Origin of the sequence: Streptomyces sp. BK340, from assembly GCF_007827595.1 — a bacterium.
GTDB lineage: Bacteria > Actinomycetota > Actinomycetes > Streptomycetales > Streptomycetaceae > Streptomyces.
Map to the genome: position 1 here is coordinate 87860 of NZ_VISR01000022.1, position 26850 is coordinate 114709.

General features: G+C 71.1%; 21 protein-coding genes. 17 read left to right on the forward strand and 4 right to left on the reverse strand.

The window, feature by feature from the left end; translation table 11 throughout:
* Positions 1 to 242: 242 nt before the first annotated feature.
* From FB157_RS31815 to FB157_RS31845, 7 genes are all read left to right on the forward strand, one after another.
* The gene (locus FB157_RS31815; protein WP_145884119.1) at positions 243 to 1436 is read left to right on the forward strand and encodes a cytochrome P450; all 1194 of its coding nucleotides are present in this window, start codon (positions 243 to 245) and stop codon (positions 1434 to 1436) included.
* Between the two features lie 352 nt (positions 1437 to 1788).
* Positions 1789 to 2997, forward strand: coding sequence for a cytochrome P450 (locus FB157_RS31820; RefSeq protein ID WP_145884120.1), 1209 nt, complete (start codon positions 1789 to 1791; stop codon positions 2995 to 2997).
* Positions 2998 to 3065: 68 nt separating this feature from the next.
* Positions 3066 to 4538 carry an MFS transporter gene (locus FB157_RS31825; protein ID WP_145884121.1) on the forward strand — a complete coding sequence of 491 codons (1473 nt, stop codon included), beginning with the start codon at positions 3066 to 3068 and terminating at the stop codon, positions 4536 to 4538.
* Between the two features lie 43 nt (positions 4539 to 4581).
* A complete protein-coding gene (locus tag FB157_RS31830; protein WP_145884122.1) occupies positions 4582 to 5412 on the forward strand; it encodes an alpha/beta fold hydrolase in 831 nt (276 codons plus the stop codon).
* Between the two features lie 189 nt (positions 5413 to 5601).
* A complete protein-coding gene (locus FB157_RS31835) occupies positions 5602 to 6552 on the forward strand; it encodes a diacylglycerol kinase family protein (protein WP_145884123.1) in 951 nt (316 codons plus the stop codon).
* A gap of 62 nt (positions 6553 to 6614) precedes the next feature.
* The gene (locus FB157_RS31840) at positions 6615 to 6983 is read left to right on the forward strand and encodes a nuclear transport factor 2 family protein (RefSeq protein ID WP_145884124.1); all 369 of its coding nucleotides are present in this window, start codon (positions 6615 to 6617) and stop codon (positions 6981 to 6983) included.
* A gap of 97 nt (positions 6984 to 7080) precedes the next feature.
* Positions 7081 to 8649 (forward strand): MmgE/PrpD family protein, encoded by a 1569-nt coding sequence (locus FB157_RS31845; protein ID WP_186581783.1) that lies wholly within the window; start codon positions 7081 to 7083, stop codon positions 8647 to 8649.
* 21 nt (positions 8650 to 8670) lie between these two features.
* Here FB157_RS31845 and FB157_RS31850 read toward each other — a convergent pair whose 3' ends face one another.
* Both FB157_RS31850 and FB157_RS31855 read right to left on the reverse strand, forming a co-directional pair.
* Complete coding sequence (locus FB157_RS31850; protein WP_145884125.1) at positions 8671 to 9930, reverse strand: helix-turn-helix domain-containing protein; 1260 nt, start codon at positions 9928 to 9930, stop codon at positions 8671 to 8673.
* Positions 9930 to 10694, reverse strand: coding sequence for a GntR family transcriptional regulator (locus tag FB157_RS31855; RefSeq protein WP_145884126.1), 765 nt, complete (start codon positions 10692 to 10694; stop codon positions 9930 to 9932). The genes FB157_RS31850 and FB157_RS31855 overlap by 1 nt, the downstream gene beginning before the upstream one ends.
* A gap of 325 nt (positions 10695 to 11019) precedes the next feature.
* Here FB157_RS31855 and FB157_RS31860 point away from each other — a divergent pair, with 325 nt between their 5' ends.
* From FB157_RS31860 to FB157_RS31900, 9 genes are all read left to right on the forward strand, one after another.
* The gene (locus FB157_RS31860; RefSeq protein WP_145884127.1) at positions 11020 to 12300 is read left to right on the forward strand and encodes an extracellular solute-binding protein; all 1281 of its coding nucleotides are present in this window, start codon (positions 11020 to 11022) and stop codon (positions 12298 to 12300) included.
* A gap of 91 nt (positions 12301 to 12391) precedes the next feature.
* Positions 12392 to 13390 (forward strand): carbohydrate ABC transporter permease, encoded by a 999-nt coding sequence (locus FB157_RS31865; protein ID WP_186581784.1) that lies wholly within the window; start codon positions 12392 to 12394, stop codon positions 13388 to 13390.
* Positions 13387 to 14217 carry a carbohydrate ABC transporter permease gene (locus FB157_RS31870; protein ID WP_145884128.1) on the forward strand — a complete coding sequence of 277 codons (831 nt, stop codon included), beginning with the start codon at positions 13387 to 13389 and terminating at the stop codon, positions 14215 to 14217. Before FB157_RS31865 ends, FB157_RS31870 begins: the two co-directional genes overlap by 4 nt.
* 8 nt (positions 14218 to 14225) lie before the next feature.
* On the forward strand, positions 14226 to 15713 hold the full coding sequence (locus tag FB157_RS31875) for a glycoside hydrolase family 3 protein (protein ID WP_145884129.1): 1488 nt from the start codon (positions 14226 to 14228) through the stop codon (positions 15711 to 15713).
* Between the two features lie 194 nt (positions 15714 to 15907).
* On the forward strand, positions 15908 to 16927 hold the full coding sequence (locus FB157_RS31880) for a phytanoyl-CoA dioxygenase family protein (RefSeq protein ID WP_145884130.1): 1020 nt from the start codon (positions 15908 to 15910) through the stop codon (positions 16925 to 16927).
* A complete protein-coding gene (locus FB157_RS31885; protein ID WP_145884131.1) occupies positions 16924 to 18222 on the forward strand; it encodes a DUF6271 family protein in 1299 nt (432 codons plus the stop codon). Before FB157_RS31880 ends, FB157_RS31885 begins: the two co-directional genes overlap by 4 nt.
* A gap of 2 nt (positions 18223 to 18224) precedes the next feature.
* Positions 18225 to 19415: a type III PLP-dependent enzyme gene (locus tag FB157_RS31890; RefSeq protein WP_145884132.1), complete on the forward strand. Its 1191-nt coding sequence runs from the start codon at positions 18225 to 18227 to the stop codon at positions 19413 to 19415.
* A 1-nt stretch (position 19416) separates the two neighbouring features.
* Positions 19417 to 19920, forward strand: coding sequence for a GNAT family N-acetyltransferase (locus FB157_RS31895; protein ID WP_145884133.1), 504 nt, complete (start codon positions 19417 to 19419; stop codon positions 19918 to 19920).
* Positions 19920 to 21092 carry an MFS transporter gene (locus tag FB157_RS31900; protein WP_145884134.1) on the forward strand — a complete coding sequence of 391 codons (1173 nt, stop codon included), beginning with the start codon at positions 19920 to 19922 and terminating at the stop codon, positions 21090 to 21092. The genes FB157_RS31895 and FB157_RS31900 overlap by 1 nt, the downstream gene beginning before the upstream one ends.
* 364 nt (positions 21093 to 21456) lie before the next feature.
* On the opposite strand, the gene FB157_RS31905 is transcribed toward FB157_RS31900, so the two are convergent.
* Positions 21457 to 22383: an LLM class flavin-dependent oxidoreductase gene (locus FB157_RS31905; protein WP_222440988.1), complete on the reverse strand. Its 927-nt coding sequence runs from the start codon at positions 22381 to 22383 to the stop codon at positions 21457 to 21459.
* A 324-nt stretch (positions 22384 to 22707) separates the two neighbouring features.
* On the opposite strand from FB157_RS31905, the gene FB157_RS31910 reads away from it, so the two are divergent.
* Positions 22708 to 22962: a hypothetical protein gene (locus FB157_RS31910; protein ID WP_145884135.1), complete on the forward strand. Its 255-nt coding sequence runs from the start codon at positions 22708 to 22710 to the stop codon at positions 22960 to 22962.
* Positions 22963 to 23119: 157 nt separating this feature from the next.
* Here FB157_RS31910 and FB157_RS31915 read toward each other — a convergent pair whose 3' ends face one another.
* Positions 23120 to 26587 carry a DNRLRE domain-containing protein gene (locus tag FB157_RS31915; RefSeq protein ID WP_145884136.1) on the reverse strand — a complete coding sequence of 1156 codons (3468 nt, stop codon included), beginning with the start codon at positions 26585 to 26587 and terminating at the stop codon, positions 23120 to 23122.
* Positions 26588 to 26850: the final 263 nt, after the last annotated feature.

Below are 26850 nucleotides of genomic sequence, written 5' to 3' on the forward strand. Positions count from 1 at the left end.
CGACGGCGGAAACAGTCCCCGACGGGGGCCGGCGAGTTCACGCCGGCCCCCGTTTTCCGTGTTCCCGGAAGGCTCTCACCTGCGGTTGTTCAGAACGCAACCTTCCCTTTTTGCCAATCGAAAACCAGTCATTTACTGGCTGAAAACGCGTCAGTAATCCATCAGATTCCTGTCAGGACTGCTCATCAGGATGTCTCCAACGCTGGACACCCACTGGAAACCAGCCAACGGAGGGAACTCCCATGTCCGAATGCGAGCAGCAGCTTCCCGAGTGGCCGATGGCGCGTTCCTGCCCGTACGGGCCGCCGGACGCATACGAGGGCCTGCGCAAGGAGCCACCGGTGCGGGTGCGCATACGCGGCGGCGAAGCCTGGCTGGTCACCCGGCACGCGGACGTCCGTCAGGTGCTCAACGACAACCGCTTCAGCGCCGACGACCAGCAGCCGGGCTTCCCGATCCGGATCCAGCTGCCGCCGGAGCCCGGCGTGATGTCGTTCAACCGCATGGACGACCCCGAGCACGGCCGGCTGCGCCGGATGGCGATGACCGAGTTCACCGCCCGCCGCACCCGCGCCCTGCGCCCCGAGGTCGAACTCCTCGTCGGGCGGCTGCTGGACGAGCTGGAGCAGGGCCCGAACCCGGTCGACCTGGTGGAGAACTTCGCCGTCCGGCTGCCGTCGCTGGTGATCGCCCGCATGCTCGGCGTCCCGGAGGAGGACGAGGCGACGTTCACCGAGCAGAGCCGGGTCATCCTCTCCCAGGACGCGACACCCGAGGAGACGTACGGCGCGTTCCTGGAGATGACCCGGTTCCTGGACGAGCTGGCCGTGCAGCGCACCGCCGACCCGCAGGACGACCTGATCAGCCGGCTGGTCACCCGCTATGTGGCGACCGGCGAGCTGAGCCACCAGGAACTCGTCGCCATGGCCCGGTTCTTCCTGGTCGCCGGGCACGAGACCTCGGCCCACCAGATCAGCCTGAGCGTCCTCAGCCTGCTGCGCGATCCGGCCCTGCGGGCCGAACTCCAGGCCGACCCGGCCCTGTTCAGACCGGCGGTCGAGGAACTGCTGCGTTACTGGTCCATCTCGCAGGACAACCAGGTGCGGGCCGCGGTGGCCGACGTCGAGCTGGGCGGGGCGCACATCCACAAGGGCGAGGGTGTGATCGTGGCGATCCCCGGCGCCAACCACGACGAGTCGGTCTACCCCGACCCGGGCCGCCTCGACATCCACCGCAACGCCTCCGGCCACCTCGCGTTCGGCTTCGGCGCACACCTGTGCCCCGGCGCCTCGCTGGCCCGCATGGAACTGGAGGTCTGCCTGAGCTTCCTCTTCGCCCGCTTCCCCGGACTCCGCCTGGCCGTCCCCGTCGACGACGTGCGCTTCCGCGAGAACACCCTCGTGTACGGCCTGGAGGAACTCCCCGTCACCTGGTGACGGCCGCTCACCCGGGTGACAGGAGGGCCGTGCCCCCACCACGGCCCCGCCCCCCACGCCGCCGGCCGCGCGCCCGCGGCCCGCCCTCGTCAGTTCCTGATCAGCTTCGGGTCAGTCCTCCTTGGCAAAGTCATTACTCACCACCGACTCGCACGGGCCCCCGTGGGGACCCGTGTCAGCGCTGTGTCAGCGCCGCGTCAGGGCACTGCGCGAAGGTGGCGTCCGGCGTCCGCGCACAGCTCGGAGGTAAAGATTCCTCTTCCGTGTGCCGCCCGGGCCCCTTCACGTGCCCCACGCAGAAAGAGAGTCGGTGCCGAGGATCACCTTTGCCCCCCGAGCACGGAGGACGAACATGTCACTCGCGGACCACACCGACATCCTGGACTGGCCCTTCGCCCGCACCGAGGACGGCAACCCGCCGCCCGTGCTGGCCGAGTTGCGCCAGGCACCCCCCTGCGTGGTGCGCATCCCGGCGGGAGTAGCCGATTCACGACTGGCCTGGCTGGTGACCAGGTACGACGATGTGCGCCAGGCGCTGTCCGACCCGCGGCTGAGCGCCGACGAGACGTTACCCGGCGCCCCCGTGCGCATCCAGCTGCCGCCCGGGAGCAACCCCAGCTCGTTCCTTCGTCAGGACGACCCCGAGCACGCACGGCTGCGCGGCATGATCCAGACCGAGTTCACCTACCGCCGCGTCAAGCGGCTGCGCGAGCCAATCCAGCGGCTGGTGGACGAGCTGCTGGACGAACTGGCCGTCCAGCCCCAGCCCGCCGACCTGCACGCCGTCTTCTCCCGGGCGCTGCCGACCCTCGTCATCGCGCGATTACTGGGGGTCCCGGAGGAGGACTCCCCGTTCTTCATCGAGAAGACCCGCGTCATCATCTCCCAGGAGGACCCCGCCGTCTCCCTGGCCGCGTTCGTCGAGATGTCGGAGTACCTCGCCAAGCTGGCGCTGCGCAAGCTCGCCGACCCCGGGGACGACCTGATCAGCAGGCTCGCCGTCAACCACCACGCGACCGGCGCCCTCACCCTGGACGAACTCGTCGGCATCGCCCGCCTCGTCCTGGTCGCGGGCCACGAGACCACCACCAACCAGATCGCCCTGAACGTACTCGCCCTGCTGCGCGACGACGAGCTGCGGGCCCGGGTCGCCGCCGACGACGGCGCGCTGATCCCCAACTTCATCGAGGAGTCGATGCGTTACTGGTCGATCTCCCAGGACGCCATGGTCCGCCTCGCCATCGAGGACATGGAACTCGGCGGCGTGGCCGTCGAGAAGGGCGACGCCGTCGTCATCTCGGTGCCCGCAGGCAACCACGACGAGTCCGTCTTCGCCTGTCCGCACCGCATCGACCCGCACCGCGACACCAGCGGCCATCTGCAGTGGGGCTTCGGACCGCACTACTGCCAGGGCGCCCCGCTGGCCCGCCTCGAGATGGAGCTGGCCCTGCGCTCCCTGCTGCGCCGCTTCCCGGCCCTCCGCCTCGCGGCCGACCCGCGCACGCTGTTCCGCCGCGAGTCGGTCTTCCACGGGGTGAACCGACTTCCCGTGACCTGGTGACCGGAGGAAATCCGCCGGTGCACCGGACAACCCACAGTGAATGACCAAGGAAAGGAAACGAAGTCGTCATGACTTCTGAAGCAAGCCCGGAAGTCGCGGTCGAGGGGCGTACGAGGACGAACCCCGTGGGCACACCGGCTGCCGCCCCCTCCGCCGGTGCCCTTCTGGTGGTCCTCGTCGGGACGTTCATCACGGTGCTGGACTTCTTCATCGCCAACGTGGCCGTCCCCGCCATCAAGGCCGACCTCGACGCCACCGCCGCACAGGCCCAGATGATCGTCGTCGGCTACGGCGTGGCCTTCACCTCGGGCCTGATCACCGGCGGCCGGCTCGGCGACCTCTACGGCCGCCGGCGGATGTTCGCCCTCGGCATGGTGCTGTTCATGGCGGCCTCGGCCGCGTGCAGCTTCGCGCCCTCGGTGACCGTGCTCGTGGTGGCCCGGATCGCCCAGGGCGCCGCCGCCGCGCTCATGGTGCCGCAGGTGCTGGGCATCATCGGCACGGTGTACACGGGCGAGGCCCGCGACCGCGCCTTCAACATCTACGGCCTGGTCATCGGACTCGCCGGAGTCTTCGGCCAGTTCATCGGCGGCGCGCTGATCTCGGTGGACGTGGCCGGCCTGAGCTGGCGCACGATCTTCCTGATCAACGTCCCGCTGTGCCTGCTCTCCCTCGCCTTCGTCCGCCGCACGATCCCCGAGTCCCGCGGCCAGGGCGGCACCCGGCTCGACCTGGCCGGCGCCCTGCTGGTCACGGCCACCCTGGGCCTGCTGGTGTTCGCGCTGCTCGAAGGGCAGGAGCGCGACTGGCCGGTGTGGGTGTGGGAGTCGCTCGCCGGGGCGGCCGTGCTGCTGGCCGTGACCGTCTGGCACCTGCGCCGCAGGTCGGCCGCCGGGCGCGGTCCGCTGATCGAGCCGGCGATGTTCCGCTCCCGGCTGTTCTCGGTCGGCCTGGTCGCGACGGTCGTCTACTTCCTCGCCATGGGCTCCTTCTTCTTCACCCTCGCCCTCTACCTGCAACTGGGCCGCGGCCTGACCCCGTTGCAGTCCGGGCTGATGTTCCTGGCGCTGGGCGCGGGCTACTTCGGCGCCTCCATCGTCTCGGCCCGGTTCGCCGCCTCGGTGACCGCCCGCCGGGTCGCCGTCGGCCCGCTCGTCCTGGCGGTCGGCTACACCGCGATCGCGCTGACGGCACGCGGCCTGGACATGAGCGGCCATGTGCTGTGGCTGCTGCCCGTGCTGCTGGTCGCCGGCCTCGGCATGGGCCTGACCACCGGTCCGCTGACCAACCTGGTCCTGGGCGGTGCGGTCCCCGAGCACGCGGCCGCCGCCTCGGGGCTGCTCAACACCGCTCAGGAGGGCGGGGCCGCCGTCGGCGTGGCGATCGCCGGCACGGTCTTCTTCCCGGCGCTCGCGGACGCCGGCGGCAAGGCCGACGCCTATCCGCACGCGTTCGCCGTCACCCTGATCCCGCTCGTCTGCCTGGGCCTCGTCGCCTCCCTGCTGGTGCTCGCGGCCCCGGGCCGCGCCGCCCGGAAGTGAGCGACCGGCACCCCGGCCGTACGAAGGAAGGAGGCAACGAAGGATGCCGTACCTCACCACCCGGGACGGGACCGGGCTGCACTACAGCGACTGGGGCGACGGACGGCCCGTCGTTCTGCTCGGCGCGGCCATGGCGGACTCGCGCATGTGGGAGTTCCAGGCGCCGTTCCTCGCCGGGAACGGGCTGCGCTGCATCACCTACGACCGGCGCGGCAGCGGCCGTTCGGACATCCCCTGGACCGGATACGACTACGACACCCTGGCCGGTGACCTCGCCGACCTGCTCGACCACCTCGACCTGAGGGACGCCGTGCTGGTCGGCTACGCGGTGGGCGGCGGGGAGTGCGTGCGCTATCTGTCCCGGTACGGCACGCAACGGGTGGCCGGGCTCGCCCTGGTCGCCTCGACGACGCCGTTCCTGCTGCGCGCCCCGGACAACCCCGACGGACTGGAACCCGCTCTCTTCGACCAGGTGGAACAGGCCATCCGGACCGACCGCGCCGCCTGGCTGGACGCGCTGACCTGGCCGTTCTTCGCGGGCCCGGAGCCGGACCCGGACAACCTGCCGCTCTCCGGGCAGCTCGCCGGCTGGCTGATCGGCATGTGCCTGAACACCTCGCCCAGAGCCGGGACCGAGATCTACCGCACGCTGTTCACCACCGATCAGCGCACGGAGACGGCCGCGGTCCCGGTGCCCACCCTGGTGATCCACGGGACCGCCGACCTGGCGGCGCCGTACCCGCTGTGCGGCCCGCGGACCGCCGAACTGATACCCGGCAGCAGGCTGATCACCTACGAGGGCGCGGCGCACGGCATGTTCGCGACCCACGCGGACCGGCTCAACGCCGACCTGCTGGCGTTCGTCAAGGAGTGACACCCGTCGTCCCCACCGCGTCCGGCCCCTCGGCAAGGGGCCGGACGTTCGCGTTCCCGCTCCCGCGTGCCGCGTCAGCGCCGTGTCAGCCCGGTGACAGCGCGCCCCGGCAGAGTGGGGATCGCCGCGACGCCGGGCGCACAGCCGGCCCGGTCCGCGGGTGCCGTCCGACGAAGGAGTACGCCCCTCATGGCAGACACCGCAGCCCCGGCTCCCACCCGGGCACTCGTCCTGGGCAACCCCGCTTCCGGCAGCCACTCGCCCGAACTGGTCGAAGAGGTACGCCAGTTGTGTGCCTCCTGCCTGGAGCGCACAGAGGTGCACCTCACCACCGGACCGGGCGACGCCACCGTCGCCGTGCGCCGGGCGCTGCAGCGGCCCGCCGGGGCGCCCGACCTGATCGTCGTCATCGGCGGCGACGGCACAGTCCGGGAGGCCGTACAGGGACTGGTGCCCGTCACCGGGAACGCCACCCTCGCGGTGGTGCCCGGCGGCACCGGCAACTCCGGCTACAAGATGCTCTGGGGCGAGCGGCCCTGGAGCGAGTCCCTGAAGGCGGTCCTGACCGACAACGGCATCGGCGGCAGCGCCCGGCTCCGCCGCCTGGACCTGGCCCGCCTCGCCCAGACCCGCAACTACGTCTATCTGGGTGCCTGTTCGGGTGTGATCGCCGACGCGCTGATCACCGCCCGGGAGCTGCCCCTGACCGGACGGGAGCGGTACGCCCGCGCCTTCGCGGACACGGCCGACGGCTACCCGCCGTACCCGGGCCGGGTCACCGTCGACGGCCGGGTCGTGCACGAGGGCCCCACGGTCCTCGCGAACGTCGGCGGCGGCCGGTACCGCGGCGGCCGGTTCCGGGTGCTGCCGGACTCGCTGCTCGACGACGGACTGCTCGACGTCTGCGTCATCGGCAGCGGGATCGCCGCGGTCGACGTGCCCGAACTGACGCTGAACGCGGCGCACATGGACCATCCGGCGACCGTGTACGCACGTGGCCGCACGATCACCGTCGAGCGCACCGACGGCCTCCGGCTGCCGCTGGAGCACGACGGCGAGTACCAGCACGGCATCGGCGCCTCGGCCACCTTCGAGGTGCTCCCGGGAGCCCTCCCGGTCTGGGCGCCGGCCACCCCCTGAAGCCCGTACGAAGCCACCTGTCAGAAGAACAAGTCAAGCAAGTCACAGAGGAGAACGCCCGCATGAGCGACCTGACCACCACCGTCTCCCGTTACCTCGACATCTGGAACGAGGCGGACGCCGACAAGCGCGCCGCGGCCATCGCCGAGCTGTTCACCGCCGACGCCCCGTACATCGACCCGCTCGCGGCGGTCGAGGGTCACGAGGGCTTCGGGGCCGTGGTGGCCGGTGCCCGCGACCAGTTCAAGGGCCTCGCCTTCGAACTGCACGGCACCGTCGACGCCCACCACGACCAGGCCCGCTTCCAGTGGGGCCTGGTGACCGAGCCGGGTGCCGAGCCGATCGCGATCGGCTTCGACGTCATCGTCACCGACGCCGAGGGCAAGATCAAGGCTGTCTACGGCTTCCTCGACAAGGTCCCGGCCGCCTGAGCACCACCCCCAACACCGCGGGAGCACCGGGGCGACGGTGCTCCCGCGGTTGCGTTCCCACCCGTGACGTACGCACGGCAAGGAAGGTAGCCGCCTCATGACCGCTGTCCTCGGGGAGAGCGTCGCCCGGGCACTGTGCGCCGACTGGGCCGAGCAGGCACAGACCCTGCCCCGGGCCGGCCGCGGCCGCGCGCCCGCCGACACCCCGTTGCGCGAACTCTCGCACTGGGCCGCGACCCTGCGCCCCCAGCACATCCCGTGCCGGGTGCTGAAGCTCGCCGCGAGCCAGGTGCTGTCGCAGATCGCCTCCATCCGGGCCGGTCTCCAGCACCCCCTCGGCAGAAAGCTGGTGGCCGCCTTCGGGCACCCCATGCAGCGCGACCCGCGGCAGGCCGCCGGCGTCTTCGCCGCGCTCGGCTCCTGGCTGAACCTGGACGACACCGCTTACGCCGGGCACCTGTCCAACTCCACGGTCGCGGTCCCGCTCGCCTTCGCCTACGCCCGCCGGCTGGACGGGCTCTCGCTGCTGACCGCGGTGGTCGTGGCCAACGAGTGCGCCGCCCGCATCACCGCCTCCGCGACCCTCGGACCCCTGCGCGGCCAGAGCGCCGTGCACACCCATCTGGCCGGCGCGGTCGCGGGCCGTCTGCACTGCGACCGGGCTTCCGCCTCCCTCTTCGAGAACTCCTTCGGGCTGGCCTTCGCGATGCCCAACTGGCCGCTGATGCGGGCCTTCCTCGCCAGTGACGCCCGGCTCTTCAACACCTTCACGCCGGTGCGCACCGCGATGGACGCCTGCGACGCCGCGTACGCGGGGCTGCGCGGGGCGCCCGACATCATGGAGCACAGCGACGGCTTCCTGGCCCGGTTCGCGACCGTGCCGCTGCCGCAGGCGGTGGCGAAGGGGCTGGGCCGCCGCTGGCACACCGACACGCTGTCGTTCAAGATGCACCCCGGCGGGCCCGGCATCGACGCGGCGGTGGACTGCGCCGCCGAGATCCACCGGGAACTCGGCCCGCTCAGGCCGCAGGACGTGGCCGAAGTGGTCGTCGAGGCCTCCCTGTACACGCTGTTCGCGGGGGAGCGGGCCGCCCAGTACGTCACCGGTCCCGGCTCACCCCTGGGCGCGCTGGTCCTCGACGTGCCCTACCCGGTGGCCACCACCCTGCTCACCGGCGAGTTCTCGGTGGACGACTTCTCCGCGCCGTATCTGGACGACCCCGACCGCTGGGCGCTCGCGAAGCGGATCCGGCTGGAGCACGACACGGAGATGACCCGCGAACTGTTCCTGTCCGACGCGCCGTTCGGCGAGGCCGTGCGGGAGGCGGGCGAGCTGGCCGTGCCGTGGCTGCGCGGCTTCGGCGGCGACGAACTCGTGGATCTGATCGGCGCGCTGCAGGCCGACGACCGGGACTTCTCCCGGTCCACCAAGGCCACCGGCGCACGCGTCACCGTACGGCTGACGGACGGCCGTACGGTCTCCCGCACCCGGCTGATCCCGGTGGGCGCCGCCGGTCCGGAGACCCGGGCGGGCCACGCCGACCTGGTGCGGGAGAAGTTCCTCTCGCTCGGCGGCTCCCAGCAGGTGGCGGACACCGTCGACGGCCTGCACCGGATGCGTCCACGGGCGGTGCGCCGCTGGATCGAGACGGCGTTCCTGGACTGAGCCCACGGCCGGAGGATGCGGTCAGGCGCCGTGCGCCACGTACAGGCGCACCGCGTCGTGCAGGCGGTAGCGGATCTGCCCGCCGTGGTCCGGTTCGCCGGCCTCGGCCAGCTGGCGGTGCAGCAGCTCCTCCAGCAGGTCCACGGCGAGCCGGCGGGACGGGGTCACCCTGGACAGCAGCTGGTCCACCCCGAAGTCGTCGCCCACCGACTGCAGCCGGTGCAGCGAGTCGCGCAGCGGGGGCGGCAGCAGGCGGTAGTAGGCGGTGACGCTGGTGTGCAGGGACAGGTCGCCGACGTGCAGCGAGCGCAGCCGCTCGCGCTCGTCCGCCAGCCGGTCCGCGAGGTCGCCGAGGGACCGGTGCGGGCGTGCGGTGAGCCACAGACCGGCGATGTGCAGGGCCAGCGGCAGCCCCGCGCAGGACTCCACGACGCTCCGTGCCGCCTGGCGCCCGGCGCGGATGCGGGCGGTGCCCACCAGGTCCGCCAGCATCCGGTGGGCGTCCTGCCGGTCCAGGGCGCCGATCCGGCGGTGGAACCCGTCGGGCAGTGCGGACAGTTCGCGCCGCGCGGCCACCAGGACCGCGCTCCTGCCGTCGTCCACGAGCAGCGGCCGTACCTGTGCCTCGCTGTCGACGTTGTCGAGGACCACGAGCACCCGCCGCCGGCTGAGCGCGTCCCGCAGCCGGGCGCGCGCCTCCTCCGGGTTCTCCGGGGCGCGGGTGCCGCCGAGGGAGCGCAGTATCCGGCGCACGAGCACGTCCGGGGTGAAGGGGAGGGAGGCGGCGCGGTGCAGGTCGACGAAGACCTGTCCGTCCGGGAACCGGCCGCGCACCTCGTGGGCGGCCCGCAGGACCAGCGAGGTCTTGCCGGCTCCGGGCGGTCCGACGACCACGGCGGGCCGGCCGTGACCGGGCTCGGTCAGGGCGAGCCGGGCCGTCAGCTCCGCCGTCAGCGCATCCCGTCCGACGAGCCGGTGGCGGGGGGCGGCGGGCAGTTCCGCCGGTACGGCCGCGCCCGGGGGAGCGGCCGGGGACCCGGCGCGGGGCAGCCGGAGTAACCGTCCTGCCTCGCGGGACGGGAGTCCGAGCGCCTCGGCGAGGAGCTGCAGCGACTGCCTGCGGGGGCGGGCGGTGTGACCGGTCTCCAGGTTGCGGATGGCCCGCACGCTCAGCCCCGACCGCTCGGCCAGCTCCCCCTGGGTGAGGCAGGCCTCCTCACGGGCCCGGACCAGCGCGGCGCCCAGGCTGTCCGGGGCGGCCGCGGTGTGCAGCGGGCTCATCAGCGTGCCGGCCGGCGCAGGGCCGCCACGAACTTGTAGCGGGAGCCCCGGTACACCGAGCGCACCCACTCCACCGGTCTGCCCTCGGCGTCCCGGGAGTGCCGGGACAGCAGCAGCATCGGCAGGCCCACGTCCGTGGCGAGCAACTGGGCCTCGCGGGGGGTCGACAGCGAGGTCTCGATCGTCTCGTCGGCCTCGGCGAGGTGGACGCCGAACACCTCGGCGAGGGCCGTGTACAGCGACGGGTACGTGGCGAGCGACTGCCGCAGTCCGGGGAAGCGCCGCGCCGACAGATGCGTCGTCTCGATCGCCATGGGGTCGCCGCTGGCGAGCCGCAGCCGCTCGATGCGCAGGACGCGTTCGCCGACCTCGATGCCGAGGAGGCCGGACAGCTCGGCGTCCGCCGCGACCTCGCCGATGTCCAGCATGTGCGAGGCGGGTTCCAGACCCTGGGCGCGCATGTCCTCCGTGTGCGAGGTGAGCTGGAGGGTCCGGTACAGCTTGGGCTGGGCGACGAAGGTGCCCTTGCCCTGGATGCGGTCGAGCCGTCCCTCCCCGACCAGTTCCTGCAGTGCCTGCCGGACGGTGGTGCGCGAGGTGCCGAGCCGGACGGCCAGCAGGCGCTCGGCGGGCATGACGGAGCCGGGCTCCAGCGCCTGCGTCATCTGCAGCACCTGCTGCTTGATCCGGTAGTACTTCGGCACGCGCGCGGTGCGGCCGGACGCCCCCGTGGGGTGCTGGGCGCTGCTGACGTCGGTGGCCATGCCTGCCTTCCCGGCTGTGTGGGTGGGCTCCCGTTATAGCGACCAACTGCCCTATGGTCTAGTCCAACCAGTGCGGGAGGTCTAGTCCAGCAGGCGCGCCGCCGACGGTCCGCGCAAAAGGGGACGGACGCGCTCCGGTGACTTTCTCGTAACGGCCGGATCGCCTTCCCGAACCACCCTTGACACCTCAAAAGGTCTAGGCCAAGCTCCACCGTACTGGTCTACACCATTAGTGGCCAGGTCCCGAGCCCTACGTGCAACAGCGTCGTACGCAGGTCACCGCCGAGGGCGTGGGGGGATTAGTGGCATCCCTGAGGAGGGTGGCGTGAAGCGCAAGCTTGCTGCCGCGATCGTGATCGCGGGCATGATGGTCTCCGTCTCGGCGTGCGGCGGCGACGACGGGAAGGACTCGGGCAAGAACGCGGGTCCTGACAGCTTCAAGGGCCAGACCCTGACGGTCTGGACGATGGACGGCTCGGCTCCGCCGCAGTGGTCCAAGGATGTGCAGGCCGCCTTCGAGAAGAAGACCGGCGCCAAGCTGAAGTTCGAGATCCAGAAGTGGGACGGGATCCAGCAGAAGATCACCACCGCCCTCTCCGAGTCCAACCCGCCGGACGTGATCGAGGTCGGCAACACCCAGACCCCGGCCTACGCCGCCACCGGCGGCCTCGCCGAACTGGGCGACCTCAAGCAGGCGATCGGCTCGGACTGGACCCCGTCGGTCTCCGCGTCCTCCGTGTACGACGGCAAGCAGTACGCCGCCCCGTGGTACTTCGCCAACCGCGTCGTCATCTACAACAAGAAGATCTGGGCCAAGGCCGGCATCAAGGACACCCCGAAGACCCGGGACGAGTTCTTCAAGGACCTGGACACCATCGGCAAGAAGACCGACGCCGAGCCGCTCTACATGCCGGGCCAGAACTGGTACTTCTTCGACGGCCTGACCATCGGTCAGGGCGCCGACCTGGTGAAGAAGGATGGCGACAAGTACGTCTCCAACCTGGGCGACCCGAAGGTCGCCGCGGCCATGGAGACCTACAAGAAGTACGCCTCCTACTCCAAGGCCCCCAAGGACAAGGACGAGGCCACCCCGCAGCAGGCCCAGGTGTTCGCCAAGGGCAAGACCGGCGCGTTCATCGGCATGGGCTGGGAGGCCGGCACCGCGGTCCAGGCCAACAAGGCCATCGAGAAGGACCTCGGCTACTTCACCGTCCCGGGCGCCACGGCCGACAAGCCCGAGGGCGTCTTCCTCGGCGGCTCCAACCTCGCCGTCGCCGAGGGCAGCAAGAAGCAGGCCCTGGCCAAGGAGTTCCTGAAGGTCGCCCTGTCCGACGAGTTCGAGGGCGAGCTGGCCAAGCTCAACGGCGTCATCCCGAACAAGCAGTCCCTGGAGACCAACCTCAAGGGCAACGCCGTCGCCGAGGCCGCCGCGCCCGGTGCCTCGGTCGGTGGCACCACCCCGCTGATCCCCGAGTGGGCCGCGGTGGAGAACACCCCGAACCCGATCAAGTCCTACATGACCGCGGTGCTGAACGGTAAGTCCCCGGCGGACGCCGCCAAGCAGGTCGAGGGCGAGATCAACAAGCGCCTGGCCCAGCAGAACTGATGACCCGCGCCGGGGGCGTCGGCGGACGCCCCCGGCTCAGTCGTTCGTACGGCCGGCAAGGCCGGTACCGCCACGGAAGAGATGGCAACTCATGTCAGTGCAGACCGAAGGCACGGACACGGCCGGGGAGCCCGCTGTCCGCAAGGCCCGGACACCAGGGCCGCCGAGGAGCGAGGACCACGGCTCCGGGTCCCCGTCCCGCCGCGGTGCCGCCGCCCCCTATGTGCTCCTGCTGCCCGCGCTGCTGGCCACACTGATCCTGCTCGGCTGGCCCCTGGTGAAGAACGGCATGCTGTCGTTCCAGAACCTCAATCCGCGGCAGCTCATCCAGCACCTCACCGAGTGGAACGGCGGCGACAACTACCAAGAGGTCCTGAGCGGTTCGGACTTCTGGAAGGTCGTCGAGCGCTCGGTCGTCTTCACCGCCGCCAACGTCGTCCTGATCATGCTGTTCGGCACCCTGACCGGACTGCTGCTGGCCCGGCTCGGCAAGAAGATGCGGCTGCTGCTCATGCTGGGCCTCGTCCTCGCCTGGGCCATGCCCGTCATCGCGGCCACCACCGTCTACCAGTGGCTGTTCGCCCAGCGCTTCGGCGTCGTCAACTGGTGCCTGGACAAGCTCGGCTGGCACTCCATGGCCGACTACAACTGGTTCGGCTCCCAGTTCTCCACCTTCTCCGTGATCACGCTGATCATCGTCTGGCAGTCGATCCCGTTCGTGGCGATCAACCTGTACGCCGCCACCACCACGATTCCCAGGGAGCTGTACGAGGCCGCGTCCCTGGACGGCGCCGGAGCCTGGAAGAGCTTCACCTCCGTGACCTTCCCGTTCCTGCGGCCGTTCCTGTACGCCACGACGTTCCTGGAGGTCATCTGGGTCTTCAAGGCGTTCCCGCAGATCTTCGCGATCAATGAGGGCGGCCCCGACCGCCTCACCGAGACCCTGCCGGTCTACGCCTTCGTCGAGGGCGTCGGCAACCAGCACTTCGGCGTCGGCGCGGCGATCTCCTTCCTGACGATCCTGGTGCTGCTCGCTCTCACCTCGTACTACCTGCGCATGGTGCTCAAGCAAGAGGAGGACGAGCTGTGAAGCGCTCCGTCTTCGGCCGCATCTGGCCCAACGCGACCGCCGCCGTCCTCTTCGTCGGCTTCGCGTTCCCCGTCTACTGGATGTTCGCGACGGCCTTCAAGCCGACCGGCGACATCATCTCCGAGAACCCGGTGTGGTTCCCGACGAACCTCACGGCCGGTCACTTCGCCAAGGCCGTGGACGCCGACCACTTCTGGACCCTGGTCCTCAACTCCGTCACCGTCACGGTCAGCGCGGTGCTGCTGTCGCTCGTCGTCGCCCTGTTCGCCGCCTTCGCACTCGCCCGGATGCGGTTCAGGGGCCGGCGCGGCTTCATCGTGACCTTCATGCTGGCGCAGATGGCGCCCTGGGAGGTCATGGTCATCGCCATCTACATGCTGGTCCGCGACAACGACATGCTCGACAGCCTGGTCCCGCTCACCGTCTTCTACGCGATCATGGTGCTGCCGCTGACCATCCTGACGCTGCGCGGCTACGTGGCCGCCGTGCCGAAGGAGCTCGAGGAGTCGGCGATGGTCGACGGCTGCACCCGCACCCAGGCCTTCGTCAAGGTCATCTTCCCGCTGCTGGCGCCCGGTCTGATGGCCACCTCGCTGTTCGGCTTCATCACCGCCTGGAACGAGTTCCCGCTGGTCCTGATCCTCAACAAGGACATCGAGAAGCAGACCCTGCCGCTCTGGCTCTCCCAGTTCCAGACCGCCTTCGGCGACGACTGGGGCGCCACGATGGCCGCCTCCTCCCTGTTCGCGCTGCCCATCCTGATCCTCTTCATCTTCCTGCAACGCAAGGCCGTCAGCGGTCTGACCGACGGCGCCGTGAAGGGATGACACCGCCGATGACAACGCTCGCCACTGGCTCAGACACCCTCACCAGGGACGCCCTCGCGGTGCTGCAGCCGGGATTCGACGGCACCACCGCGCCGGACTGGGTGCGCCGCCGCCTCGGCGAAGGCCTTGCCTCCGTCGCCCTGTTCGGCCGCAACGTCGTCACCGAGAAGCAGGTCACCGCACTGACCGCCGAGCTGCGCGCCGAGCGGGACGACCTGCTGGTGGCCATCGACGAGGAGAGCGGCGACGTCACCCGTCTGGACGTGCGCACCGGCTCCTCCTTCCCCGGCAACCACGCCCTCGGTGCCGTCGACGACCCGGGCCTGACCCGGGGCGTGGCCCGCGAGCTGGGCCGGCGGCTGGCCGCCTGCGGCGTCAACTTCGACTGGGCGCCGTCCGCCGACGTCAACGCCAACCCCGACAATCCCGTCATCGGGGTGCGCGCCTTCGGTGCGGACACCGTGCTGGTGGCCCGGCACACCGCCGCCTGGGTCGAGGGCCTGCAGTCCACCGGCGTCGCCGCCTGCACCAAGCACTTTCCGGGGCACGGCGACACCAACGTCGACTCCCACCACGCGGTCCCGCGGATCGACGTGGACGCGGAGACGCTGTACGCCCGTGAACTGCCGCCCTTCCGCGCCGCCATCGCGGCCGGCACCCGGGCCGTGATGAGCGCGCACATCCTCGTCCCCGCCCTCGACCCGGAGCGCCCCGGCACCCTCTCCCGGCGCATCCTGACCGAGCTCCTGCGCGGCGAACTCGGCTACCAGGGCCTGATCGTCACGGACGGCATGGAGATGCGCGCCATCTCCGGGACGTACGGCCTGGAGCACGGCGTGGTCCTCGCGATCGCGGCTGGCGCGGACGCGATCTGCGTCGGCGGCGGCCTGTGCGACGAGGCGACGGTGCTCAAGCTGCGGGACGGGCTCGTGGCCGCCGTACGCTCCGGCGAACTGCCCGAGGAGCGTCTGGCCGACGCGGCCGCCCGGGTGCGGGCGCTGGCGCGGTGGACCGCCGAGGCGAAGAGCGACGCCGGCACCGCCGTACCCGAACCGGAGATCGGCCTGATCGCGGCCCGCCGCGCTCTCACCGTGACCCGCGACGGCTCCGCGGCGCCGGTCACGGAACCGGTCCACGTCGCCCAGTTCAACCCCGCGCCGAACATCGCCGTCGGTGACGAGACCCCCTGGGGCGTGGCCGCCGAGCTGCTGAGGCTGCTGCCGGGCAGCACCGCCGGCTCCTTCAGCGGGCCCGACGCGGGCTCCGAGGCCCTCGCGGCAGCGGCCGGGCGCCGGGTCGTCGCCGTGGTCCGCGACGAGCACCGGCACGCCTGGATGGGCTCCGCCCTGGACATGCTGCTCGCCGCCCGGCCGGACACCGTCGTGGTCGAGATGGGCGTACCGCAGGCCCCGCCGCGCGGCGCTCTGCACATCGCCACCCATGGCGCGGCCCGCGTCTGCGGGATCGCGGCGGCGGAGGCGGTCGTCAAGGGCTGAACCTCACCTGTCACCCGCTCAGGCCGACACCGGAAGCCTCACCGGTGTCGGCCTTTGCCTTGTCCAACCGGCGGCATTCGGGCGGCAGTTGGGCGGCACTTTGACGGGGGTACCGACCGGTAATCGTTGACACCGTCAATTGGTCTAGTCCAGCTTGGGAGGGCGCTTCAGTTCGATCACCACGGAGTGACGGCATGCACAAGCCCACCCCCTACCTCCACCGAGCGGCGTCCGGCCGCCCCTACTTCAGCGCGGACGGCGAGACGTACCTCGCCCCGACCCCCCTGCGCGACCTCGAGAAGTCCCGCCCCCTGCGGGTGCTGTCCGAGGAGGACTTCGCCTTCTGGCAGACGTACGGCTATGTCGTCGTCCGGGAGGCCATCACCCCCGGCGAGGCGAAGAGCCTGCTCGAGTTCGCCTGGGACTTCCAGGGCCTCGACCCCGACCGACCCGAAACCTGGTACGAGGAGCCGGAGTTCCGCTCCGAACTCGACCAGCACCTGTTCGTCTACGGCTTCGTGGAGGCGTACCACCACCAGCTGATCTGGGACAGTCGCCAGGCCCAACGCGTGTACGACGCCTTCGTGGACGTGTGGGACTGTGAGGAGCTGTGGGTCACCCTGGACCGGCTCAACCTCAACCCGCCCAACGTACGCACCCGCTCGCGCTCCCTGATCGAGCCGACCGACGAGGGCTTCGACATCGAGCTGCACTGGGACGTCGACACCACACTCGCCGTGCTGCCGCAGCGGGTCCAGGGCATCATCGCCCTGGGCGACACCCGGCCCGAACTCGGCGGCTTCCAGTGCGCACCCGAGCTGTTCCGCCGCTTCGAGGAGTGGCGCCTCGCCCAGCCGGCCGGCCGCGACCCGATCCGGCCCGCGGTCGACCGCGCCGAGTTCCCCGTGGTCCGCCCCGACCTCCAGGCCGGCGACCTGCTGATCTTCAACGGGCTGCTGGCGCACGGCGTGGCACCGAACCACTCCGCGGGCGCCGTCCGGGCCGTCCAGTACCTGTCGATGATGCCCGCCCTGGAGGAACACACCGAGCTGCGGAGGTCGCGCGTCGAGTCCTGGCGCACGCTCGGCACCCCCGACTGGAACGGCACCCTGCTCGGCGACGCGCGCAGGCCGGAGGCCCTCCGGTACGGCCCCGCCGAACTGGACGATCTGGGCCGCAAGCTGCTCGGCCTCGACTCCTGGGCGGCGCGGTGAACCGGATCTGCCTGTGCCTGCCCACCAACCGGGCCTGCTCCGCCACCATCACCGCGATCCACCGGGAGGCCGAATACGCCGCCCGGCGGTTCGGCGCGGACGTCCAGCTGCTCGTCCTCGACTCCGCCGACGACCGCACCCGCGCCGAGCATGCCCGCGTCGTCGCGGCACTGCCCCCGGCGGCGAACGTCACCGTGCACCACCTCGGCGAGGACCCGCAGCGCGACTTCCTGCGCCGCGTGATCCGGCGGGCCGGCCCGCGCGACCCGGACCGGCTGCTCGGCCTCCTGCTCCCCGCCGGAGTCTCCTACGGCTCCTGCACCGACCGCGCCTTCCTGCTGGCCGCCGCCCTCGGCTGCCACTCGGTGCACCGCAGGGACTCCGACAGCACCTACCAACTCCTGGACGGGGAGCCGGTCTTCCCCGTCCACCACGAACTCCCGTGGCTGGGCAGGCCCGCCGTGCAGGCCGCGTCCTGCGTCAGCCGCACGGACCTCGACCCGGCCCACGCGGAGCGTCCGGTGTCGCTCGCCGGGGCCTCTTTCATCGGTGAACTCTCCGTCGACATAGCCGGGATGAGACGCCTGGACGAGAGCGTCTACCACGACGTGGTCGGCCTGTGGGCGCCCGCCGGCTCGTCACCGCAGGACCGGCGGCAGCTGGTCGAGGAGTCCTTCACCGGGGCGGGCACGGCCCCCTTCACCGGCGACCACGCCACCCTGACCCTGGTGGACCCGATGCGGGTCGACATGTGCAACATCGCCCTCCACCGCGACGTGTACGAACGGATCCCGCTGCCCCCGGCCACCGACACCATCGGCAGCGACTACTTCCTCATCCACCTCGTCCACGACGCCACGCTGCCCGGCATCCTGCACAACCGGCACATCGAGAACTTCTACACCCCCGAACGCCGGACCGACGCGGGCTTCCTGGCCTACCAGACCCGGTTCGTGAAGTTCCTGCTCTCGATGCACTACTTCCACCACGTCTACGGCCGGATGGCCGCCGAGGGCGCCCGGCTCCTCGACGACCGGCAGCACGTACGGGCCGGCCGGATCGTGGAGTTCCTGCGCGAGAGCACCGCCCTGGACCGCGCCGAGAACGTGTGGCGCCTGGACCGTCTCGACACCGCCTACCGCAAACTGGGCGGCCGCTACGAGGAGTTCGCCGAGCTGCTGGCCGGGCGCCGCCTGCAGCTGCTGGCCGAGGCCTGCTCGGACATCGAGGACTTCGCCCTGCTGACCGAGGTCTGGCCGCACCTGGTCGAGGCGGCCGGACACGAGGGCTGGTGAGCATGGAGATCAGCCCGCGGCTGGCCGCCGCACTGGCCGCGGCCCCGGCGGACCGCATCGTCTACGACCTCGACGGCATCGAGGCCCAGTACGACCGGCTGCTGGCCGAGCTGCCCGGCGTCCAGGTCCGTTTCGCGCTGAAGGCCTGCCCGGTGGACGAGGTGCTGCGGTGCCTCGCCGACCGGGGCGCCGGCTTCGACGCGGCCGGCCCCGCCGAGATCGTCCAGGCCCTGCACACCGGCGTGCCCGTGGACCGGATCCACTACGGCAACACCGTCAAGTCCGACGCGGACATCGCCGCGGCCCACCGGCTCGGCGTGCGCACCTTCGCCACCGACAGCGTGCAGGACGTGCTGGCCGTCGCCGAACACGCCCCCGGCGCCCGCGTGTTCTGCCGGCTCGCCACCAGCGGGGACGGCGCCCTGTGGGGCCTGAGCCGCAAGTTCGGCTGCTCGGCCGAGGACGCCGTCCAGGTCCTCACCACGGCTCGCTCGTCCGGACTCGTCCCGGCCGGCCTGTCTGTGCACGTCGGCTCCCAGCAGCTGACCGGCGAGGCCTGGCAGCAGGCCCTCGACTCCGTCGCCGAGGTATTGGTGAGGCTGGAGGGGCTGGGGGTCGTACCGGACCACGTCAATCTGGGCGGCGGCCTGCCCGCGCTCGGCTACCTCGACCGCCACGGCAACCCGCTCGACCCGCCCCTGGACAAGATCTTCACCGTGATCCGGGAGGGCATGGAGCACCTGAGCGGCCTCACCGCCGCCCCGCTCGGCTTCGTCCTGGAACCGGGGCGGCACCTGGTCGCCGACCACGGAGCGGTCCGCGCCCATGTGTACCGGCTGACCGGGCGAGCGCAGCCGGACGGGACGCACGCCCGCTGGCTGTACCTGAGCGTCGGCAAGTTCAACGGCCTCTACGAGATGGACCAGTTGAGTTACCGGCTGGTCTTCCCCGCCCAGGCCGGCGAGGACGACGGTGACCGTGTCTCCGCCGTCGTCGCGGGGCCGACCTGTGACAGCGACGACGCCTACGGCGGCGGCCGGCACCCGGTGCGCGTCCCCCGGACCCTCGCCTCCGGCGACCCGGTCTGGATCCTGTCCGCCGGCGCCTACGCCACCAGCTACACGACCCAGGGCTTCAACGGCATCCGCCCGCTGCCGTGCGTCTGCGCCCGCGGCCCGGAAGGACAACACTGAGATGAGAGACCTCGTACGGGGCATCACCGAGGCCGACTGGCCCCAGGTCGCCGCCCTGGAGGCCGGGGCGTACGCGGACACCGCGCTGACGGAGGGCGAGGCGGCGCTGCGGTCCCGGGCCGCGGCGGGCACCTGCTTCGTGCTGGACCTCGACGGCCGCATCGCCGGCTACGTCCTGGCCCTGCCGTACCCCATGTTCCGCTACCCGGACCTGACCAGGCCCGAGCGCACGGCCCACCACTCGGCCAACCTCCACCTGCACGACCTCGTCATCGGCGCGCCCCTGCGCCGCAGGGGGCTGGGCACCCGGCTGGTGCGCCACCTGACGGACGCGGCGGGCTCCCGCGGCTTCCGGACCATGTCGCTGATCGCGGTCGGCGGCAAGGAGCCCTTCTGGCGCGCCAACGGCTACCGGGCGCACCACGAGGCCCGGCTGCCGTCGGGCTACGGCAGCGACGCGGTCTACATGTCGGCCCGGGTGGCCGCGTACCGGGAGGCGAGCTGATGGAGAACTCCGACTTCCGCCGCGCCAAGTGGGCGATCGCGGCGCTGTTCTGCTTCCTCGGGCTCCAGTACGCCACCTGGGCCGCCCGGCTGCCCGCGCTGAGGACCAGGCTGGACCTGGGCGCCGGGGAACTGGGGCTGCTGCTGATGGCCTGCGGCGCGGGCGCGGCGGCCTCCTTCCCGCTCGTCGCCGTCCTGATGCGCAGGCTCGGCTCCCGGCGGCTCTCCCTGGCCTCCGCGCTGTGCCTGGTGGCGCTGCTGGCGGCCCTCTCGGTGGTGCCGAACTATCCGCTCGCCCTGCTGGTCATCTGCGCGGACGGTGTTGCCGTCGGCTGCCTGAACGTCGCCATGAACGCCCAGGGCGCCGCCCTGGAGGCGGCGTACGGCCGCACCGCCATGTCCCAGCTGCACGCCACGTTCAGCGCGGGCCTGCTCGCCGCCGCCCTGCTGGCCTCCGCCATCACCGCCGTGACGGCGTCCGTTGCGGCCCACTTCGCGGTGGCCGCGGTCCTGTTGCTGCTTCTGCTGGGCTACGCGCGCCCCGGCCTCCTCCCGCGGACGGAATCCGGGCCCGCCGGTCCGAAGACGGCACCGAAGCAGCGGGGGCGCCCGGCCCTGCCGTCCGGGAAGACCCTGCTGATGGGCTGCGCCATGGCCTTCGGCACCATCACCGAGGGCGCCATGAACGACTGGTCGACGCTCTACATGCGGGACGTCGTCAAGGCCTCCTCGACGGTGGCGCCGCTGGGCATCGCCGTCGTCTCGGTCATGATGCTGCTCGCCCGGGTGCGCGCGGACCGCTGGCGCAGCCGCTGGGGCGACGGACGCGTGGTGCGCACCGGCAGCGCCGTGGCGGGCATCGGCCTGGCCCTGGCCCTGCCGGCCGGCGGGGTGGTGCCCACCCTGCTGGGGTTCGCCTGCGTGGGACTGGGCGCGGCCGCCGTGACCCCGTGCGTGTACGTCGCCGCCGCCGAACGCGGCTCGGACGCGCTGTCCCTGGTCGCCGCGATGGGGACGACGGGACTGCTGGCCGGACCCGCCGTGATCGGCTTCGTCGCGGGCGCGGGCGGCCTGACCCTGGGCATGGCCACGGTCGCGGCCTCGGCCCTGATCGTCACCCTGGCCGCCACCCGTATCCCGTGGCGGGACCGGGTCCCGGTGCCGGCCGGGTGACGTACCGGGGCGCTGGGCGGAGCGCCGGAAGCGGCTCCGGTACTCCGTCGGCGTCGCCGACGCCTCCGCCACCCGTCCACTGCGCACCACGGTGGCCGGGGTGACCGCCGAGCAGCTCCACCACGGCGCCCTCGCCACGATCGAGGACCTGGGGTGGTCGTACCGTCGGCGTCAGCACTGGGCCAGAGGCCTGTCCGGCGGATCAACGGGCAGTGACGCAAGGGCGCTTTTGGGCGGCGCGGGCGTGCGGGAGCACGGGGGTGCCCCGCCCGGGCCGTTCCACCGATCCTCCACCCTCACTGCCAGCCCCTCCAGCCTGCCCGGCCTGCGGAAGCAGGCCCGGCCCCGGAAGGACGAAGTTGCACTATGCGTCCGCGAGTTCCGCCCGCACCGGCTTGATGATCTCGTCCGTCAGCCACTGGGCGACGCCCTGCGGGTAGCCGCGCGGCAGGCTCAGGACGATGTGGTCGAGGCCTGCGTGGACGAGTTCGAGCACCTGCCGGCGGGAGGCCTCGATGTTGTCGTAGGACATGACGACCTGGACGGACCTGCTGATCTCGGACGGGTCCCGCCCGATGGCCGCGCAGTGCTCGTCCAGGACGCGGGAGCGTTCGGTGATGTAGTCGATCTGGTTGTGCGGCGGGCCGGGGATGTTCCAGATGTCGGCGTGCTCCGCCACGAGCCGCAACGTCTTGTCGCCCCAGCCGCCGATGAGCAGCGGCGGACCCGACGGCTGGACGGGCTTGGGCTCGTTGCGGTTGCCCTTCAGCGTGTAGTACCGGCCCTCGAAGTCGAACTCCTTCTCGCTCCACATCCGCTTCAGGATCGTGACGGTCTCCTCCAGCCGCTCGATGCCCTCGCGCGGCGGCACCAGGGTGAGCCCGTACGCCTCGTACTCGGCGACGGCCGGGTTGTCACCGGCGATGCCGCCGGCGCCCGTGGGCTGGTGCGTCCCGCCCACGCCGAGGCCCATCACCAGCCGGCCCCGGGACACCACGTCGACGGTGGTGGCTATCTTGCCGAGCACCGCGGGCTGCCGGATGCGGTTGCTGGTGACCAGAAGCCCGAGCCGCAGGCGCCGCGTCTGCGCGGCCAGCGCGGCCAGAAGCGTCCAGCCCTCGTAGATCTTGCCGTCCTTCGGGCCGGCCAGGGGAAGCATGTGGTCCCACAGCCAGGCGTGCTCGATCTCGGGAATCTCGTCCGCCTCGAGCCACACCAGCAGGATGTCGTCGTAATCGACATGCATGGGGGTGGTCTTGAGGCCGAAGCTCACTCGTTTGGGCTCACTCATCTGCAGGTGCGTCCTTCATGTCAAGGAAGGGGGGTGGCAACTGTGGTGCGGTGTAACACAGGTGCCGGGCTTCCTGGTTGCTCGACCGATCACTTCCAGCCTGAGGGCAGGCGCCGGCCCCCGTTGACGATCGGAGTGGAGCACGACAGCTGCTCCCGGAAGAGACCAGGGGCCCCGTGCATCGCTGCGACGTTTCTGTTTTCGCGAACCCCTCGAATACAGCCTCGCCCAGACGGGCAATTAGATAACGTTCCCAGGCGAATTGGGGCGGACGACTACGCGCGGGCCCGGGTGGCGGACAGTGCGACCAAGACCCCTGTCACCGTGCAGTTCTACCTGGGCGTCTCCGATGTGGCCGAGGAGCTGTGGAAGCAGGAGCTCACCGTCCTGCGGCGCGTCGCTGCCCTCAAACACCCAGCATTGCCCGGCCTCGAGCGTGGCGGGCACATCGAGGAGTCCGCCACCAGGTGGTTCGGCGTCCGGGGTTGTGCCTACGTGATCACCCGCTCCGGACAGCAACTGTACGGATCACATCATTACGTTGACATTGTCAACGTAATCCGTTGTGAAGGTAGCTGAAGGCCATACCAGGTTGGTTTGTGGCGAGTGTCGCCCGAGGAGGTAGAAGCTCCTGGTGATCGATGGCCAAGCGGGAGGCGACTTCCAGGCGGGACGGCGCAGGCCCCGCCCCCGGTACGAGACCGGGAGACGGGGCCCGCGCTGCCTGAGACTGGCCTCACCCCACGGCGATACGTGTCTTCCACCAGGATGCCGCGCCGACGACCTCGGTCCCCGAGCCGGGCAGGCTGGCGCGGTCGCCGGGGTAGAAGCGCACCGAGCCGTCGGAGCGGACCGCCCACACGTCGGGAATGCCGTCGCCGTTGGCGTCCGGGGTGCCCAGGATGTGCGGTACGGAGGTGGTGCTCCAGCCATCGCCGGTCCAGTACGTGTCGGCGCCCCCTGAGGAGTTGGCGCCCGAGGCGAGAGAGGTGAGGTCGACACCGCCACCGGACGCGGCGATGCCCTTGCGGAGCAGCAGCCGGCCCGAGACATTGCTGCGGTAGACGACGTCGGCCACCTTGTCGCCCGAGACGTCCTGGACGAGGACGATGTCACGGTCCTTCCACGCCGAGCCGGACAGCCGGATCGCCTGGTCGACGGTGGCGCCGTGGTAGCCGGTGAAGGCCCACAGCTCGTCGTCGGTGCCGTCGCTCTTGCGGACGGTGGCGAAGAAGTCGGTACGTCCGTCACCGGTGACGTCGCCGGCCGCCACGATCTGGGTGAAGGTGGCCGGATCCGGGGAGCCGGCGGGCAGCAGGATCTCCCGGCGCTTGTCGATGTTGACCGCTCCGTAGCCGTCGCCGGGATAGACCCAGAGCTTGCCGTCGACGCGCACCACGAGGTCCTGGAGGCCGTCGCCGCCGTAGATGTCACCGTTGTGGCTGATCAGGGCACCCTTGAAGTGGCCGTTCGGCGCAGCCACGTACGGGGGCTGGTCGTCGCCGTTGGGGTCCTTTGCGGGGTTGTCCCGGTAGGCGCCGGGCATGGAGTAGTCCAGGTCACCGGTGCCTTTGAGCAGGTCCTTGTCGGCCTGGGAGGGATAGAGCGCGAGGTTGCCGGCATCGGTGACGGTCATCAGGTCGGGCAGGCCGTCGCCGGTGAAGTCACCGGGTTTGTCGGCCTGGTCCCGTGGGCTGACGTAGAAGAAGTACTTTGTGGGCTCGGAGGGGTTGCCCGCACTGTCGACGCACCGGACGTACAGCACGTTCGGTCCGGCGGTCGGCGGCTTGGCATTGGAGATGGTGGAGCCGAGAACGGTGGCCCAGCCGGTGGTCCGGGCCAGACTCCCGGTGTAGTTGGCCGAGTTGAACCCGTACTCGTACCGCACGACGTCGCTGTTCAGGGCGCGTACGGTGAAGGAGCCGGGCGTGCCGAACTTCTTCGCGGACCAGGTGGCGTCCTCGGAGTCGTTGCCGAAGCCGTTCTCGCTGCCGTCGGCGTTGGGGAAGTCGGTGGAGCTGACCTTCGGCGGACGCGGCGCGGTGGTGTCGAGCACGAACCGGCACGGAGTCTTCGGATACCAGCCGGTCGTGGAGCCCGCGTCATCCCTGGCCTGTACGCGCCAGGAGTACGTGGCCCCGCTCTTCAGACCGCTGGTGGAGAACTTCGGAGTGGTCCGCAGCGCGGTGTCGGTGTCGGAGCCGACGGAGACCTTGCCGGTCGACTTCAGCAGGTCGCCGGTGGTGTCCCAGCGGCCGGTCTCCCACAGGTCGAAGTCGAAGTAGTCGAGGTTCTTGTCCTTGTCGGTGGCCTTCGCGGTGAACGTCAGGTCGCCGGACCCCATGCGGACGTACGGCTTGGTGGTGGTGCACTTGCCGTCCGGGCCCAGATCCAGCGAGTTGGACACGAGGGTGGGCCTGCGGTTGTAGATCAGCTCCAGGACGGGGGCGTTGTCGCCGTCGGCCTGGAACTTCTTCCACGCGTACTGCGCCTTCTCGTCGCGGGCACGCAGGCCGAAGGTGATGGTGTCGTCGCCGTCATCGGCGGCGTCCTGTGCGCCGCGCTTGACGTCGAAGGCCTCGTAGGCGTCATGACAGCTGGACGCCTTCCACCCGTGGGCGAAGCTCTTGGTGGCCAGCTTGTTGCCGTCGTGGAGCCTCGGCGCGTTCTTCCAGTTGGTGTGCGAGTCGATCTCTCCGGTCAGGTGCACGCTCATGGAACGAGCGCTGCAGGACCAGGAGTACGTCTCCAGCATGCGCAGCTTCGCACTGGTGATCTTCGTGCCCTTGAGGTCCTTGTCGAAGGTCATGTTGAAGAAGGACCGGGACGTGCCCCAGGTGTCGGACTCGAAGCCGACGCGGGCCTCATGGGTGCCGCCCTTGTTGAAGCCCTTGCCGTCATAGAACGTCGCCTTGGGGAACCGGTCGTAGGCGGTGGTCCAGTGCTGGATGTGCTTCTTCACCGAGGGGTCGATGAAGACGGGATAGGTGGTGTCCGGGTCGGCCAGGAACTCCTGGTCCGGGGTGAGGGTCCAGTTGCCGTCGGTCAGATCGGCGTCCACCAGCGAACCGCGCGAATCCGGTGACGGGCCGTCCAGCAGGGGCAGGCTCAGCGTCACCGCCGAACCGGTCTGCGAAGGCTCCGGGGTCGGTTCCGGGGGCGCGGAGGGCAGGGGGGACTCGGACACCGAGGGTGCGGGGCCGTCGCTGGCGGGCGGCAGGGTCTCGACGTCCGTGTCTTGCTGCTCGTCGGACTCGGCCGGGTCCTCTTCCGTGGGGCTGTCGCCGGGAGTCGGGCCGGCGGTGTCCGTCGCGTCGGGTGTCTCGGAGCCGGTGGGCTGGGCGCTCGCACCCACCGAGCCGTCGGTGACGGCGGGCGTGCCGCTGCTGTCCCACATCAGCGGGGTCGGCGACATGGCGACCTCGTTTCGGGACTCGTCCTCCGCGCTGACGATGTCGCTGAGCGGGTCGAGCCGGAAGGTGAGGTCGGCGGAGCGCAGACCGTAGGCCAGCTGCTGCGCGTGCGGATCGGAGGCCGCCTGACGGTTCTTCAGCACCACGAGCTGGGCGAAGCCGTCGTCGTCGGCGGTGAGCACGAGATCGCCGCCCGGGAAGATGTCCGGGTACAGGGCGCGGTTGCCGTCGATGACCGGGCTGGGCACTGCGCCGGGCCAGGTGAGCTGGATGTCGTGGTCGCCCACGTGCAGGGTGACCAGTGGTGTTCCGGTGTCGGCTGCGGCGTCCGTCAGCAGGGAGATGCGGCGCGTGGTGGAGCGGTCGGCGTGCTGCTCGCCGTCGCCGTGCGAGCCGGCGGAGAAGACGATGCGGGTGTTGGTCGCCTTCGGCTCCCAGCCGGCCTTGGTGCGGTGGAGCCCCGGGTCGATCTTCCGCCACTCGCCGCCCACCTTGGCGCGGACGGGGGAGGAGTAGAGCCGTTTCTGCATGAGCCCGTCGGGCCGGGCCCAGGTGGTGGAGTGGCTGGTACGGGTGGCGGTGACCTCGACGTTCTTCCCCGTGTGCGCCGCCTGCGTGAGGGCCGCGCCCTCGGTCACGGTCCGGCCCGGCCGCCGGTGGTTGCCGTCGCCGGGCGCCGTGCCGGCGTCCAGCCGGAGCCCGGCGTAGACGACGCCGGAGGCGGCCAGCGCGCTCGCGACCAGTGCGGCAGTGGCCCGACGGCCAGGTCTGCGGCGCCAGTTGGGTGTCATCGGCCGGGTTCCCCTTCCCCCTCGTTCCCCTCGAAGCCGGCTCGGCGCAGAGCGCGGCCCGGGCCAGCAGATGATGACCTATGAGGAACCTGTCGTCATCTGGTGATCGTGATGTGCGCATAGCTGACGTGGCGTCGCCTCCGTCGCAAGCGTGCACGGACGCACGCTGCCGGACCTGCGCGTTCGCAGCCCTGAGTCGGTCAAAGTCGCCTGATCCAGCAGAAATTGACGCCCCCTTTGGGGGAGCGGGTAACGAGGTGCCC